Below are 15,809 nucleotides of genomic sequence, written 5' to 3' on the forward strand. Positions count from 1 at the left end.
TCACCACTCCGAGGCGGTGTGGACGACGGCCCCGGCCGTCCCGTCGCCCCATGCCAGCTCCCGCAGCAGGGCGAGCGAGCCCTCTTCCGGGTCGATCAGGGTGATCCCGCGCCGCGAATAGGACCTGGCCAGCTCGGGGCCGACCATGCCCGAGTGGATACCGGAGGGCGCCCAGGGCCCCCAGTGAACGGTCAGCACCCGGCGTCCGGTGCGTGCACGCCAGTGCTCGCCGAGGCTCTCCAGCGCGTCGTTCGCCGCGGCGTAGTCCGCCTGACCGCGGTTGCCGAGCACAGCGGAGATACTTCCGAACAGCACGGTGAACGAAGGGCCGTCGGGCAGTTCGTCGAGCGCGGACAGCAAGGATGCGGCGCCCGCCACCTTGGTGCCGTAGACACGCTCGAAGGATTCGGCCGACTTCTCCTCGATCAGGCGGTCCTCGATCACACCGGCGGCGTGGACCACTCCGTCGAGCCGTCCGTGCTCGGCATGGATCTCCTTGACCGCTTGGAGCACGGCTGCGGAGTCACGGCAATCGACACTGCGATAGCGTGCTTCGCTGCCCGCGGATTCCAGAGCCGCGAGCGTGGCGGTGATCTCGCGCTGGGCGAGAATGAGCCCGGCGGCACGGGCGATCTCGGCCGGCGAGGTGTAGCGTCCCCGCGTCGCGAGCACCGCCCGCAGAGCGGCCTCGTCCTCGGCCACCGCCGTCGCCGGGTCTTCGGGACCGGCGGGCGCGGGGGTCCTCCCCAGCAGCTCGATGCGGCAACCGCATGCCCTGGCGAGTGCGACGGCGCAGGCGGCCGTGATGCCGCGGGCTCCGCCCGTCAGCAGCACCACGGCGTCCCGGCCGAGCCCGATGGCCTCGGCTTCGGCCGCTCCTTCGCCCGCAGGGCCCGCGCCGGTCAGCGCGATCGGCCCGAACGGTGCCTCGGCCAGCGCTCGAACGTTACGGCCTTCGCGCCCGCGCAGCACGGCTGGGGCGCCGCCGGGCGCGGTCAGTTCATCGAGTACGGCGGCGGCGACCGCGGCCGGTCGGTCCGTTCCGCCGAGTCCATCCGATCCGTCCGGTCCGTCGGCTCCGTACGGCCCGGATGCCGCGTCCGGCAGTAGATCGATCACCGTAGCCGCCGTGTCCGGGTACTCGCGGGCGATGCTGCGGAACAGACCGCCCAGCCCCGCCGCCCGCTCGCCCACACGACCGTCCTCCGTTGGGCGTACCGCGATAAGCGTCCGTGGGCGGATCCGCAGTGCGGCCTTGACGACGGGGAACGAGCCGGGGAGCACGGGCGGTCCCGAGGCCGCAAGGGAGTCAAGGAGGATGACTCCGTCGAGCGGCCCGTCCTCGTCGGTGAGCAGCCTCCCTGCGGGGAAGCGGACCGCCGTGGCGCCGGTGCCGGCCAGCAGTTCCGTCAACGCCGAAGCGGCACCGGCGTGTTCACCGTCACCGTCGCCGATGAGCGCGAATCGTCGCCCGGTGAGGCGCTCATCGGCTGCGGTGGTCTTCGGCAGGGGCGCGGGACGCAGGAAGAACCGTTTGGGCGCGGCGATCGCAAGAGGGGCGGCGTCCGGTGTCCCGTCGGCCTCGATCCCGTCGGTATCGGTACGGTCGGCACCTGTCCCGGTGGTCCCGGTCTCCGTCGTCTCGGACGCCGTTGTAGTAGACGGCGGGAGCGACACCGGGGGCGCGTCGGCGGATCCTCCGGTCGCGAGTGCGGCGATCCGGGCAGCCAGTGCCTCCGCGGTCCTGGCTTTGGCCAGTTCCTCCATGGCGGCGTCATCCAGGGTCGCGGCGTCTGCCGACACCGCTCCGGCGGCGACCAGTCTCCCCGCCGACTCACCGACGATCTCGGTGCGTTTGATCGAGTCGATGCTGAGGTCGGCCTCGAGGTCGAGACCCGGCTCGACCATGTCCGCCGGATATCCGGTGCGTTCGCTGATGATCTCGACCACCATGCGCAGGACATCCGCGTCGGACAGCACGACGGGCCCGTGGCCCGCCACGGCGCCTTCCACCACGGCGTCCGGCGGACCAGGAACCGAAGCCGGACCAGGAACCGGAACCGGATCGGGCAGCGCGTGCGAGCGGGTCGCCGCGGGAACCACATGCGGCGGCGCCGCGACCGGGCTCGTGCCGTCGACGGCCGGAGCGCCGCCGAAGTAGGTGAGCAGGACATCGCGTTGCGCCGCCACCATGTCCCGGCTGGTCCGCAGGAATTCGGCGATCAGTGCGTCCTGGCGGGCCGCCGCCCCCTCGGCCTCTTGCGCGCCCACGGGGTGATTCGTCGTCACAGTCGTCTCCACGACACGTCGGGCCGGTGCCAGCGCACCGGGCAGCAGCTCACCGGATGCGGTGCGCACCAGATGTCCGTCGACCGTCCAACCCGGCCGCCGTTCGACGACGGCGGCGCGGCCCGGGTCGACGGCGTCCCGCCCCCGGAACATCCAGCCGGTGCGGACCGGCAGCCCGGCCACCGCCAGCCGGGCGAGCGCGTCCAGCAGCCCTGACAGTCCGCTGTCCGGTCGGGGTTCGCAGGCGACGGCGAGGTGCGGCCGGTCGCCGAGTATCTCGGCGACCAACCGGGTCAGCACCCGCCCCGGACCCGCCTCGACGAAGATCCGGGCACCGGCCTCGTACATCGCCTCGATCTGTGCGGCGAACCGCACCGGAGCGCCGATCTGCGCCGCCAGCTCCGCGCGGACGGCATCCGGCCCGTCCTCGTACGGTCGCGCCGTGCGATTGGACCACACGGCGAACTCCGGTTCTCGAAGGCCGTGTTCGGCCAGCGCCCGGGCGAAGCTGTCGGCGGCGCCCGCCACCAGCGGACTGTGGAAGGCACAGGCCACCGGGAGCCGCTTCGCGCCGTGCCCCGCCTCTCGCAGCAGCCGTACGGCGGCCTCGACGGCCGCGGTCGGTCCCGACACCACCGTCTGGCGCGGTGCGTTGTGGTTGGCGATGACCAGGCCCGTCACTCCACCCGCCTCGCGCGCCGGGCCGACGGCCTGTTCGATCTCCGCCGCTGATGCGGACACCGCGGCCATGGCACCCGGGTCGCCTCCGGCTGCCGCCAGGATCACCGCGGCACGCTCCCGGCTCAGCTCCAACAGCGTTTCTGAGTCGAAGGAGCCCGCCGCGCACAGGGCCACCAGCTCCCCGTAGCTGTGGCCCGCTGCCATGTCCGGTTCGACACCGGCCTGGGTGAGCAGAGTGTGCGCGGCGAGGTCCACCATCCCGAGTGCCGGCTGGGCGGCCCTGGTGTCCATGAGGTCGGTGCGCAGCCGCTCGCGCGCACCGTCGGCGAAGGCGGCGGGTGGGAGCAGCGTCGCGGCGGTGCCGCTGTCGCAGGCCAGCAGGTGATGCAGTCCGGGGAAGGAGGTGAACACCTCAGCGAACATCCCAGGGCGCTGGCTGCCCTGCCCAGGAAAGAGGAACGCCACCTTGCCGCGCTCGGCCCCGGTGAGTGCGTCGGATCCGGCCCCCGCCTCGGGGCGGTCGTCGACATGGACGCCTGCCTGAGGCGAGTGCTCCCCGGCCAGCACGCGACGCAGCCGCTCGCGCAGTTCCGCCCGGTCCTTCGCCACGACGGCGAACCGCACCGGGCCGCGTCCCTTGTCAGCGCGCCGGGAGGCGGCCAGAGCCAGATCCCGCAGCCGCCACCGGCCGGGTCCTTCCGCGTCGGCCGACTCCAGGGCCAGCAGCTCTTCGACCGCCCTGCGCGCTGCTTCGGCGTCCGCGCCGCGAAACAGGAACAGCTCGGCCGGCCAGGCGTCACGTCCGTGCGCGGCCGGCGGTGCGCCGTGGTCGTGGGCGCTCAGTACCACGTGGAAGTTCGTGCCGCCGAAGCCGAACGCGCTCAGTCCGGCCAGCCGCCGCCGGGGCGAAGCGGTCCACGGCAGCGCCTCGCGGTGGAACACGAACGGACTCCGGCCCTCCTGCCAGGCGCGGTTGGGTCGTTCCAGATGCAGTGTCGGCGGTCGCACTCCCGTGTGCAGGGCCAGCGCGGTCTTGATCAGACCGGCCAGTCCCGCCGCGCACTTGGTGTGCCCGATCTGCGACTTGACCGAGCCCAGGACGCAGCTCCCCCTGTCCGCACCGGCGGCTTCGAACACCTCGGTGAGGACTTCCAGTTCGGTGCGGTCGCCGACCACCGTGCCGGTGCCGTGCGCCTCCACCAGACCGATGTCGGCGGGTGAGGTCCCGGCATTGCGGTGTGCCCGTTCGAGCGCCCTGCGTTGTCCTTCCGGCCGGGGAGCCGTCAGTCCGAGCGAACGGCCGTCGCTCGAGCTGCCGACACCCTTGATCACTCCGTAGACGCGGTCCCCGTCGCGTTCGGCGTCGGCAAGCCGCTTGAGCACCACACAGGCCACGCCCTCGCCGAGCGCGATTCCGTCGGCACCGCTGTCGAAGGCTCGCGATCTGCCCGTGGGCGAGAGCGCATGCACCGACGAGAACAGCACGTAGTCGTTGATCCCGTTGTGCAGGTCGGCGCCGCCGCACAGCATGATGTCGCTGGTGCCTGCGACAAGCTCCTTGCAGGCCACGTCGACGGCGGCGAGCGACGACGCGCAGGCGGCGTCGACGGTGAAGTTGGGGCCGCCGAGGTCGAGGCGGTTGGCGATCCGCCCGGAGATCACGTTGGAGAGCATCCCGGGGAACGAGTCCTCGGTCAGCGCAGGCAGCTGCCCGTTCAGACCTTCGGGCACAGCGCCGTAGTACGAGGGCAGCACCGCGCGCAGCGTCGCCGCGTTCGACAGGTCGCTGCCCGGCTCGGCGCCGAACACCACACCTGTGCGCGTCCGGTCGAAGTCCCTTCCCCCCGAGCCGATTCCGGCGTCCTCAAGTGCCCGCCGAGCCGCCTCCAGCGCCAGCAGCTGCACGGGTTCGATGCTGCCGAGTGAGGCGGGCGGTATGCCGTAGCGCAGCGGGTCGAATGGTACGGGCGCCAGGAAGCCGCCCCAGCGCGATGCGGACGCACCACTCGCATCGGGACCGTGCACAGCGGGGTCCCAGCGTTCGGGCGGGACCTCGCCGACGGAGTCCACCCCGTCCAGGACGTTTGCCCAGAAGGAGGCGAGGTCGGGTGCTCCCGGGAACATGCATGCCATCCCGACCACGGCCACGTCCAGCGGCCGCGGTGCTTGGGGTTCCGTGCCAGCCTCCCGGTCGGGGCCGAGCCCGGGGCGTGTCCGCAGCGCGGCCCTGCGCTCGCCGATGTAGCGTGCGGCGGCGTCGCTGACCGCGGTGTGCAGTTCCGCCACCGTGGTGGTGGCGGACCGCAGTACGGCGACCTCGCCGGCCATGAACATGCCCTCGGTCAGCTGCCGTTCCTCGTCCACGGCGGAGAGTGCCCCGCCGTCGGAGCGCTCCAGACCCTTGGCGGCCATCCGGAGGCGTCCGACGTTGAGCCGTTCGAGCCGCTCCCAGACCTCGCGATCACCGAGCCCCTCGCGACGCAGGTCGTCGCCCAGCGCCCGGAAGGCCTCGCTGAACGGGCTCGGCACACAGCGGGTGGCATGGCCGGGCGCGGTCTCCAGGAGTGCCGTGCGTTCCGCCGCCACGACCCGACGCTGGAAGAGCGGCCGGACCGCGCCGCATGTCACGGCTTCCTCGGTGAACAGATACGCCGTGCCCATGAGCACCCCGACGGCGCAGCCGCGTGCGGTGAGCGGGGCGGCGAGCGCGGCGGCCATCGCGGCGGACCGTTCGTCATGGATACCGCCGGCGAGCAGCACCTCGATCCGTGCGGTGTTCCGCTGCGCCTCGGGTCCGGTCTCGCCCGTGCGATCCCCCGCGCCGTCCGGCCCGTGTCGGCCGTGCCTGCCGTCCAGGAAATCCTGCAGAACGCCGAGTTGGGCCTCCCACAACGGGAAGCTGTTGCGCGGCCCGACATGCCCACCGCATTCGGCACCCTCGAAGACGAACCGGCGCGCACCCGCGTCCAGGAACTGCCGCAGCAGACCGGGCGACGGCACATGCAGGAAGGCCTTGATCCCTGCCTCCTCCAGGACGTGTGCCTGCGAGGGCCGCCCCCCGGCGACGATGGCGTGCGTCGGGCGGGCGTCGATCACCGCCTCCAACTGGGCGGACCGGGTCTCCTCCGGAGCGAATCCGAGGATTCCGACCCCCCACGGCCTTTCGGCGAGGGCGTCCCGTACCTCCGCGAGCATCGTCCGTGACTGCTCGGCTCCGGCGAGCGCCAGGGCGATGAAGGGGAGGGCGCCTTCGGCGGCGACGGCTTCGGCGAAGTCCGCACGGTCGCTGACCCGGGTCATCGGCCCCTGGGCGATCGGCAGGCGGGTGCCCAGCGCCCCGCTCATCGCGGAGCCCACTGTGAGGCTTCGCTCGGCGGTGTCCTCGCGGACGGCGGCGTGTACGGCATCGCTGACGGCACGTAGCGCACGGCCGGTGTCTCCCCAACGTTCGGCGAACCGGGCCGCGAGGAACCCGTCCTGACCGACCGGCAGTGGTTCAACCGCCGCGCCGTGCTGCGGCGATCCGAGGCGACGCAGGGTCCGCAGGCCGGCCACTACACGAGTCTCCGAGCCGTCCATCGTCCGGAGCACCGCCGCGATGTGTTCGGGCGTCTCCGACTCGGCCAGCAGCGCCAGTTGGGTGTCCAGCACCACTCCGGTAGCGCCACCGACGACAGCCGCCGCCGCGGTCCCCGGTGCGATCCCTCCACAGGCCCACACCGGGATACCCGATAGCTCCCCGGCACTGAGGAGCTGTTGGAGGAGGACAAAGGTACTGAGCTCACCGACCGGGCCGCCGCACTCATTGCCGCGGGCGATCAGCCCGTCGGCCCGCGACCGTGCGGCGGCGCGTGCCGAGTCGAGGTCGGTGACCTCGACCAGCACGCGGTGGCCGGGCGGTACGTCCCCAGGCGCCCAGGTGGATCCGGGGGCCAGCACCACGGTGCCGGGTCGGGATGGGCGGGCCCGCACGGAGCCGGTTTCGGCGCTGCGGGCCCGATCGGGCCCGAGCTCGTCCGGGCCGAGCCGGCACCGTGGGCCGACCCGGATTCCGTAGTGGCCGGGAGCCCAGCGACGCAGTGCCGCAAGGGCATCCCGGGCTCTTCGGTCGCCGGTCCCCAGGTCGAGCACTCCGAGCCCGCCGGAGCGGCTGACCGCTGCGGCGAGTCGGGCGTCCGGCTCACCGAAGGGGGTGATTCCGATGACCAGGTCCACGATGTGCTCTGCCGACGTCATAATTCTCCGAATAAGCGTTGGCGTTGCCCGGAGGTTAAATTTCGGTCAATCAGAAGCTCAAGACGTACAGGGTCTTGCATGGCCCGGAGGAATGAAATTCGGGCCTTCTGCGGAACGGCTTGAAGATAGCGTCGGGTTACTCAACGGTCAACCATCGCAGGATGGCCAAATGACCTTGTTCATCAGCAGGTTGGGAGGCGGTGCGGTAAACGGGCATGGCGGAATCGGGCGGCGAGTGTGAGAACTCCCGGCCCATGACCGCCAAGGAATTGAGCGAAGAAAGGGTGTAGGGGAAGGCGCGAGGGGAAGAGGTGGGGGATTCCGGCGGCGCGGCCAGTCATCGTTTCGCGTTGGCGGTGGACTGTCAACAAGGTCGCCGGAGGTCATCTGACGGTTCATCAGTCAACTGGCGGTCATTGATTGAGCGATCAATGAACCGGGGGATTCCGTGTCGTCCGTCTCCGGGATCCGGGAGAGGCCCTCAGCCCTGACCCTCCTTGGCGGCTTTGAGTTTCCGCCATACGGAGCTCAGGGCCTCCAGGTCCTCCTGGTCGAGCAGGTCGGTGAAGACCGGGGCGAGGCTGGCCCGTCGCGTGTCGTCCGCTTCCGCGAACAGTCGGTGGCCTTCCGGTGTGAGCGCCACCTCCACGGATCGCGCGTCCCGCGTCGACGGGGTGCGGGTGACCAGGCCTCGCGCCTGGAGCGCATCGATGACCCGGGACACCTGGCTGCGACTGAGCATCGTGCTGTTGCCGAGCACCGAAGCGGGCACCGGCTCGGGGTTGGATGCCAGCCACAGCATCACCTCGAACCATGAGACGGGGAGGTCGTGGGCCTTGCCGAGCGCTCGGTCGACGCGCTCCGTGAGCACGGTGCCGGCCCAGACGAGGCCGTAGAAGGCGTGGTCGGCGACGGGCATCTCGGCCTGCGTGAGCTTCCTTTTCGGCATAGCCTGAGTCTACGGGTTGTGTGTGCGCACACATAATGGTTATGGTGTGTGTACACGCACAGATGTGCGTCGTGTTTGCCGCTTTGCCATCGAAAGGCCTCGCCATGTCCTCTCAGTCTGTTGAGTCCTCACCCGTCGTCCTGATCACCGGCACCTCATCCGGGATCGGCCTCGCCGCCGCGGTCGCCGCGGCGCAGGCCGGCTGGCGCACCGTGGCGACCCTGCGCGACACCAGTCGCTCCGACGCGCTGCGCGAGGCCGCAGCGGAAGCGGGGGTGGAGCTCGACATCCGGCAGCTCGACGTCACCGACGCCGCGTCCGTCACCGCTGCGATCGACAGTGTGGTGGCGGACCACGGCCGACTTGATGCTCTGGTCAACAATGCCGGGGCCGGCCACCTCGGCACCCTGGAGAACGAGACCGTCGATGACGTCCGCAAGGTCATGGAGGTCAACTTCTTCGGCGTGCTGGCCGCTTCCAAGGCCGCCCTGCCCCATCTGCGTGCTTCGGGCGGTCGGCTGATCACCGTCACCAGTGTCGGCGGAATCATCGGCCAGCCCTTCAACGAGGCCTACTGCGCTGCCAAGTTCGCCGTCGAGGGCTACATGGAGAGCCTGGCCCCGGTGGCGGCCACCCTCGGTGTGAAGGTGTCGGTCATCGAACCGGGAGCCGTGGCCACCGAGTTCGTCAGCAACATCGGGGTGGACCTCGAAGGAGTGGTCGCCGAGGCCGGTGTGTACGCCCCGGCCCTCCAGGCGTACATCAACCGCACCGTCGGGCAGTTCCTCAACGGTGCCCAGACCCCGGCCCAGGTCGCCGAGTCGGTCATGGAGGCGCTCACCGCCGAGAGCCCCGCGTTCCGCATCCAGACCTCCGACTGGGCCCGCGGCTTCACCGGCACCAAGATCGCCGACCTGGACGGTTCCGCGGTGCTCGGACTCACCAGTACCTGGGTCGCCTGACCGATCCGCCGTCTACTCGCGGTACGACGCCGGGCCGACCGCTCACGATCTCGTCAGGTGGGCGCCGGTCCGGCGTCCGTCGGCAGGGAGCCGGCGCGACCACCCGCCCACGCGCCCAGCGCGGTGGCGAGCTGGGCACGGGACCTGACATCCAGCTTCTGGTAGATCCGCGTCAGCCGTGCCTCGACCGTCTTCACACTCAGATACAGCCGGGCAGCCGCCTCCTGGTTGCTGGCACCCTGTCCCACCATCTGCGCAAGCCGCAGCTCCGCCTCCGTCAAGGACGACAGCGCACCGCCGCGAGAGGCCGGGGCCGGCTCGGGGGCGCCTGCCGGTGTCTCCTTCGCGAGCGCCAGCCAGGGCGCCGCGCCCGCCCGCTCGAAGACCGAGGCCGCGGTGTGCAGTGCGTGCTGTGCGGCCGAACGCCGCCGCCTGCGCCGTTCCACGCGGGACAGCGCCACCAGCGCCCGGCCCTGTTCGAGAGGTAGCCCGGCCGTCGCGAAGCGCTCCGCCGTACGGGTCAGCAGGGCGGCAGCCTCGTCAGGCTTACCGCCCGCGGCCAACAAAAGCGCTTCGGCGCGATCGCATCCCAGCAGCACCGAGCGGCGGCCGAGGCGCTCCGCGACCGGTCGCACATCGGCGAGCAGGGCGGACGCCTCATCGAGGGAGTCGCTCGCGACGAGCGCCTCCGCCAGCTCTTCGTGCCAGCGCAGCATGGACGGATCGACGGCCGCCTGAGCCCGCTCACCGGCCTGCACCCGGCGCAGCGTCTCCAGGGAGTTGCTGACATCACCCATGATCAGCTGGACGCGGCCGAGCGCGTACAGGCTCCGGGAGAGGAAGACGTTGTCGCCCTCCTCGTCCGACGCCTGGGCGCTTCGACGCGCGTAGCTCGCCGCGCGGGCGAAGCTGCCGCCCGCCGTCTCGGCGAGCGCCAGGGCGTACCAGGCGGGGCCGGGGGACAGTCCCGCCTCCAGGGTCAGCGCGAGCGACCGCCCGGCGTGGGACAGCGCTGCAGCGCACTGGCCCTGCCGGGCCTCGACCTCGGCCAGCGTACGGAACAGCTCGATGGCGTCCTCGACCGAACCGCGCCGTTCGACCAGCGGCAGCAGCGCGTTCATCTCGTCGCGCGCGTCCAGGAGCCGGTCATCGAACAGCGCGTGGCGGATGGTGAGGATCTGCGCGGCGTTGCGGATGCCGAGCGGCCGGTCGACCATCTCCAGCTCCCGCGCCTCCTGGAGCACCCGCTCCTCGTCCGGTGAGCCGAGTACGCGTTCCATCCGGGCCTGGACCGTCAGCGCCTTCGCCGCGGTCATACGGTCGCCGACCGAAGCGGCGAGAGCCGCCGAGTCGATCGCGGCCGCCCGGGAGCGGACCGGGTCGCCGTCGGCCAGGACGTACTTCACCGCCAGGCGCAGTTGTACGGCGGCCCGCAGCGCCGTGTCGCCCTCCGAGTCCTCCATCGCGTGGGCGTAGATCTCGTCCAGACCGGTCAGTCCCTGACCGGCCGTGTCCAGCACCGCGAGCCTGGCCCGTACCCGCTCGCCGGGCGATGCGTCACGTGCCAGCAGGTCCGTCGCCGCGCGCATCGCCAGATCGGCGCGGGCCGCGCGGGCTGCCTCCTCCGCCGCGTCCACGAGGCGGGCGATGCGCTGGGTGCCGTTGCGTCCGGGCGTGGACTCGGCGGCGAGAAGGGCGAGTTCGGCAGCCAGAGCGGTGTTGCCGCGCCGCCGGGCGCTGTCAGCGGCAGCCGCGACCTCGGCGGCCAGCTCCTCGTCCGGGATGTCGGTGGCCAGTGCCCGGTGCCTGACCTCCTCGACAGGGTCGTCCACGACCCGGGCGAGCGCCGCGTGCCCCTCGCTGCGGTCGGTCCAGCAGGCGTCGTGGACCAGGGTCGAAGGGAGGATGCCGGCCCGGAAGGCCACCGTCCCGTCCTCGGTGAGCAGCACGAGACCGGCCCGTTCGGCAGCCGCCAGGTCGGCCTCGGCCGTGGGTCGGCCCGCGCGGCGGATGAGCGATGCGGTGGGGCGCAGGGCGAGGGCCGCGAGGAGCAGGGTGTCCCGGACCGCGGGCGAGACCAGCCCCAGCAGCTGCCGCGACAGATCGCGCGCCCGCCCGGAGAGCGACAGCGCCTCAGCGTGGTGCACCGGTGTGCGCGCGTCCGCGAGCGAGCGGCCGACGGCGAGCGCCAGCCGCGGATTGCCGCCGCTGGCCTTGTGGATGCGCCCGGCCATCCGGGACGGAAGCCGGTGGTGGATGAGGAGCTCGGCGATGTCGTCGGCGTGAAGCGGCGGCACGAGCAGTACATCGGCCTCGGAGGGCACCCAGAGCTGCTCGGGCCCGGTGGTGCCGGCGTCCGGGTCGTGCGCCTCCGGGGTCTCGATCGCGATCACCCGCAGCGTCGGCGGTGCCAGATGGAGGGCGAAGCGCAGCAGATCGGCGCTGTCCGGGTCGATCCGCTGTACGCCGTCGACCACGAGCAGCACCGGCCGGTGCCCGGCCAGGGAACGAAGGATCTGCGCCAGGGCCAGCCGCAGGGCGATGGGGTCCCAGCCGCCCTCGGGAGCCGGGGCCTCGCGGCAGAGCATGGCGACGGCGTCCCGCTGGGGGCCCGGCAGCCCTTCGCGGACGTCGTACGGCGCGCTCGGCGCGGTGGCCGCGCCGGGCAGGCCGGACGCGCCGGGCGGACCCGCCGACCCCGAGGGTCCGGCGGACGGGGCGTCGGCGGGCCGGGTCACATCGGCCGCGGCGCGCACGAGGGCGTCGACGCCGGTGGCTCCTTCGGCGCCGTTCGGCCCGAGCTGCCCGGCCGGGGACAGGGTCGCGGACACGGAGGCGACGAGCGCGGCGGCGGTGGCACCGGGGATGGCGTGGTCACCGGGGAGGGTCGCGAGCCACAGCACGGTCTCGCCGCGCGCCTGGGCGCGGGCGGAGATGGCCAGGGCGACCTCGGTCTTGCCGACCCCCGCCGAACCGGTGAGCAGGGCGCGCCCGCGCGCTTGCAGCACCCTTTCGAGGCGTTCGATGACTTCTGCCCGGCCGACGGGCGCAGTGCGCTTCTGAGCGGACGACACGCACCCACCACCCCCTTCCGGCCTGCGAGCCCCCTGCCCGTCCGTGCGCGTGTGCAGTGAGGATACGAAGCCCATCGTCCCAGTCCATGCCCGTTGTCCGGCATGCGGACAGGACTGTACCCGGAAAGCGGCGGGGCGCGCCCGTGGCCCAAGCCCACGAACGCGCCCCTGACCTGCGATTATGACCTCAAAGAGGCTGTCTCAGAAGGTGAGGCTCCAGCTGTCGATGTAGCCGGTGTCACCCGAGGCGGCATCGCGGACCTGGAGCTTCCAGGTGCCGTTGGCGACTTCGCTGGACGCGTCGACCGTGTACGTCGTGAGGACGTTGTCGGCGCTGTCGGAGCCCGAGAAGGTCTTGAGGCCGCGCACCGTGCCGTCCGGGGCGATCAGGTCGATGATCAGGTCCCCTCGCCAGGTGTGCTTGATGTCCACGGCGACCTTGAGGGCGGAGGGTGCGTTGCCGGTGCGGCCGGTGACGGTGATCGACGACGACACGGTGGCGTTGTCGTTGATCGTCACATTGGTGCTGTTGGTGAAGGTCGCGCCGGAACCGGTGTCGGTGCCGAGGACGGCGTTGACGGTCTTGGCCGCATCCGCGATGCCGGAGCCGCAGCCACCGGAGCAGGTGCCGGGAAGCGTGCGGGCGTTCGCCTTGATGGCGGCTTCGATCTCGGCCGGGGTCAGCGAGGACTTCGCGGACTTCAGCAGCGCCGCGAGGCCGGCGATGTGCGGGGCGGCCATCGACGTGCCCTGGTACGGCTCGTAGTTCTCGGCAGACTGGGTGGTGTCACCGGAGTTCAGCGTCGAGAGGATGCCGTTCTCGGGCGTGGTGATGGTGCCGGGGGTGTCGGTCGAGCGACGGGTCTCGCCACCGGGCGCCGAGACGTCGACCGCGCTGCCGTAGTTGGAGTAGAACGAGCGGTTGCCCTCACGGCTGGTGGACGCCACGGTGATGACGTTGGGGCAGTTCGCCGGGGTGGAGCTGGAGGCGCTGGAGTTCTCGTTGCCCGCCGCGACCACGACCGTCGTGCCGCGGGAGACGGCGCCGTTGATCGCGTTCCTGTAGACGCTCGGGCAGGTGGAGCTGGAGCCGCCGAGGCTGAGGTTCAGCACCTTCGCCGGGGTCGGGTTCGCGGCGACCCCCGGGACGCTGCCGCCGGAGGCCCAGGTGATCGCGTCGGCGATGTCGGACGACGAGCCGCCGCACTTGCCGAGCACACGCACGGGCTGGATCTTCGCGTTGTACGCGATACCCGCGATGCCCTTGTTGTTGCCGGCCGCCGCGGCGATGGTGCCCGCGACATGCGTGCCGTGCCAGGAGGAGTCACCGGCCGTCGAGCCGAGGCCGCACTCGCCGTCGGTGGCGTTCCAGTCGCCCTCGTCCTTGGGGTTGCTGTCCCGTCCGCTGCCGTCGCGAGCGTCGGCCGAGTCGGAGATGAAGTCGTAACCGGAGACGATGTTCGCGGCCAGGTCCGAGTGGGTGGCGTAGCCGGTGTCGATGACGGCGACCGTGACACCGCTGCCGGTGGTCTTGTCCCAGGCGGTCGGCACATTCATGCCGCCGGTGCTCTCGAAGAGGTCCCACTGGGCGGCGTACTGGGTGTCGTTGGGCGTGATCGCCATCGGGTAGGCGCGGATGTCCGGCTCCACCGAGGCGACCGAGGGGTCGGCGCGGAAGGCGGCCATGACCTCGCCGAGGTCCTGCTTGGATGCGGCGCCACCCAGGTCCACCAGCGCGGCACCGCCGGCGAGGCGGCGCTCGAAGACGAGCTTCTCACCGGTCTCGGTGGCCTTCGTGGCGGCGTCGGTCTTGGCGGCGGTGTTCGAACTCGCCTCTGTGGCCTGCGCCTTGTAGGTCACGATGACCTTCTCGACCGGCGCGGTCGGCAGCTGCGGCAGCGACTGCGCGGCAGGTGCGGCCTGCGGTGACGAGTTCGCCGGGGCGGCGGCAAACGCCACGGCGGAAGTGGCGGCGACACCGACGATGGTGGCGGTCGCGGCCACGACGGATATGAGTCTCCGTCCGGAACCGTTCAAGGTGTTCCCTTTCCGAGAAACTGGGGATCGGACGAACGGCGCGGAACCGCGGTTCGCTGTGGGGGTGCGACCCGTGGTTCCCGGGCTCCTTCGCCCGCTGCGCCGCCGCCGGCACGACGGCTCCTGGTCAAGAGCCGCCACCGGACGAAACGCCGCGTTCACATGATGTTTACATGAACCTGACATGTGCACTCAGGGGCAGTGAATCGCCGGTTCGGCAGACAGTAGGGAAAGGCGAGATGAACCCGATACGGGGAAAACCCTTGCCTCGTAGGGGGCTCACAGCGGGGGCTCCCGAGAGGGCCCGCAGTGTCGGAGCGGGTGAGCCTTCGCGACACCCCGGTCGCCGGTGCGGCCCGGTCCCGTGGAGGCCGGTCAACCGGAATCCCGCCGGGGGTGCCGTCGCCGGAGGTCACAGCGGATACCCCGGTGCCGGTCGGACCGGGGTGCGGGTGCCCGCCGTCACCCGCGCTCGCCCGCGGCGAAACGAGTGGCCGCCGCCGAGTAGCGACACGCAGGCTCGGCGGAGCGCACCACCCGACGGCTTTTCCGGACGCCCGAGTTCACCCCCCGTGTCTCCTGAACACCACGGCACATATCCCGGCGACGACCTTCAACGGACTCGCCGTCGGCGTCCTCTGCCCAAGCGGAGACCGGCTCGCGGGAGTCCGGTTCGGGGCAGTCCGGTGCGGTTGGGCTCGCCCGGAGCCGGTGTGCCTGGTGTGGCGTAGCGCCCCGCCTTGCCGACCGCGCGGACGCCACGCCGGAGGAACCCGACGCGGTCGACAGTGTCGTCACGGGCTGCGCGCTCGCCATCGCCGAAACCGGCACCATCGTGCTGGACGGCGGCCCCGACCAGGGCCGACGGCGGATCAGCCTCATCCCCGACCATCACATCTGCGTGGTACGAGCCCCCGAGCAGGTCGTCGCGGCCGTGCCCCAGGCGCTGCCCCGGCCGGACCCGGTCCGCCCGATGACATGGATCTCCGGACCATCGGCCACCAGCGGCATCGAACTCGACCGGGTCGAGGGTGTGCACGGCCCACGGACCCTGGAAGTCGTGATCGTCACCGGCTGAGCCGCAGCCGCGGAGCACGCTCCGCCGCCGGGACGGCGGCTCCGTCCCGGCGCAGCTCCCGCGCCAGTTCGCCTGCCCAGCCGACGAGCCCTGTCACATCGACGCCATACAGGCCCGCGGGCGGAGCGGAAGCCGCGTAGGACGCCACCGACTCCGCTCCACGGGTCAGCAGCGCCGCGCCGCCCCTCGTGTTGCCGCGGGCGGCGTGCGTCAGCCCGACCGCGAGCTGCGCAAGCCCCCGCCACAACGCCCGCTCCTCATCGGGCCCGGACTTCCAGGCGTCCTCCAGCACCTCATGGGCGTGGAAAGGCATCCCCGCGTCCAGCAGACGCTGGGCCTCGCCCAGCGTCTCCCGCGGTGCGCGCACCAGCCCCTCCGGTTGCCGGGGCACTCCCTCCGCCCCGTAGGGCAAGGGGCGCCCGAGCCCGTCACGCGGGCGCGCGTTGCGTGCCCGGCCCTCGGGATCGCGGTCTCTCGGCGTCATGTCCACGCCTCGATTGTCA

6 protein-coding genes and 1 pseudogene are annotated in these 15,809 nt (G+C 72.0%); 2 read left to right on the forward strand and 5 right to left on the reverse strand.

The window, feature by feature from the left end:
* Both V1460_RS14415 and V1460_RS14420 read right to left on the reverse strand, forming a co-directional pair.
* Positions 1–7,206 carry an SDR family NAD(P)-dependent oxidoreductase gene (locus tag V1460_RS14415; protein WP_338674122.1) on the reverse strand — a complete coding sequence of 2,402 codons (7,206 nt, stop codon included), beginning with the start codon at positions 7,204–7,206 and terminating at the stop codon, positions 1–3.
* A 481-nt stretch (positions 7,207–7,687) separates the two neighbouring features.
* Positions 7,688–8,155: a MarR family transcriptional regulator gene (locus V1460_RS14420; protein ID WP_338674123.1), complete on the reverse strand. Its 468-nt coding sequence runs from the start codon at positions 8,153–8,155 to the stop codon at positions 7,688–7,690.
* Between the two features lie 104 nt (positions 8,156–8,259).
* On the opposite strand from V1460_RS14420, the gene V1460_RS14425 reads away from it, so the two are divergent.
* Entirely contained in the window at positions 8,260–9,117 is an 858-nt protein-coding gene (locus V1460_RS14425; RefSeq protein ID WP_338674124.1) for an SDR family oxidoreductase, read from the forward strand.
* A 53-nt stretch (positions 9,118–9,170) separates the two neighbouring features.
* On the opposite strand, the gene V1460_RS14430 is transcribed toward V1460_RS14425, so the two are convergent.
* Together V1460_RS14430 and V1460_RS14435 are read right to left on the reverse strand one after the other, a co-directional pair.
* Positions 9,171–12,266 carry an AAA family ATPase gene (locus tag V1460_RS14430; protein WP_407077456.1) on the reverse strand — a complete coding sequence of 1,032 codons (3,096 nt, stop codon included), beginning with the start codon at positions 12,264–12,266 and terminating at the stop codon, positions 9,171–9,173.
* A 126-nt stretch (positions 12,267–12,392) separates the two neighbouring features.
* Entirely contained in the window at positions 12,393–14,195 is a 1,803-nt protein-coding gene (locus tag V1460_RS14435; RefSeq protein ID WP_338674126.1) for a S8 family serine peptidase, read from the reverse strand.
* Positions 14,196–14,958: 763 nt separating this feature from the next.
* Between V1460_RS14435 and V1460_RS14440 the strand changes: the two are divergent.
* A pseudogene (locus V1460_RS14440) lies at positions 14,959–15,306 on the forward strand (lactate utilization protein C); the annotation flags it as partial.
* Here V1460_RS14440 and V1460_RS14445 read toward each other — a convergent pair.
* The gene (locus V1460_RS14445; protein WP_338678052.1) at positions 15,296–15,790 is read right to left on the reverse strand and encodes a DUF309 domain-containing protein; all 495 of its coding nucleotides are present in this window, start codon (positions 15,788–15,790) and stop codon (positions 15,296–15,298) included. The pseudogene V1460_RS14440 and the gene V1460_RS14445 overlap by 11 nt on opposite strands.
* Positions 15,791–15,809: the final 19 nt, after the last annotated feature.

Origin of the sequence: Streptomyces sp. SCSIO 30461 (assembly GCF_037023745.1) — a bacterium.
Lineage (GTDB): Bacteria > Actinomycetota > Actinomycetes > Streptomycetales > Streptomycetaceae > Streptomyces.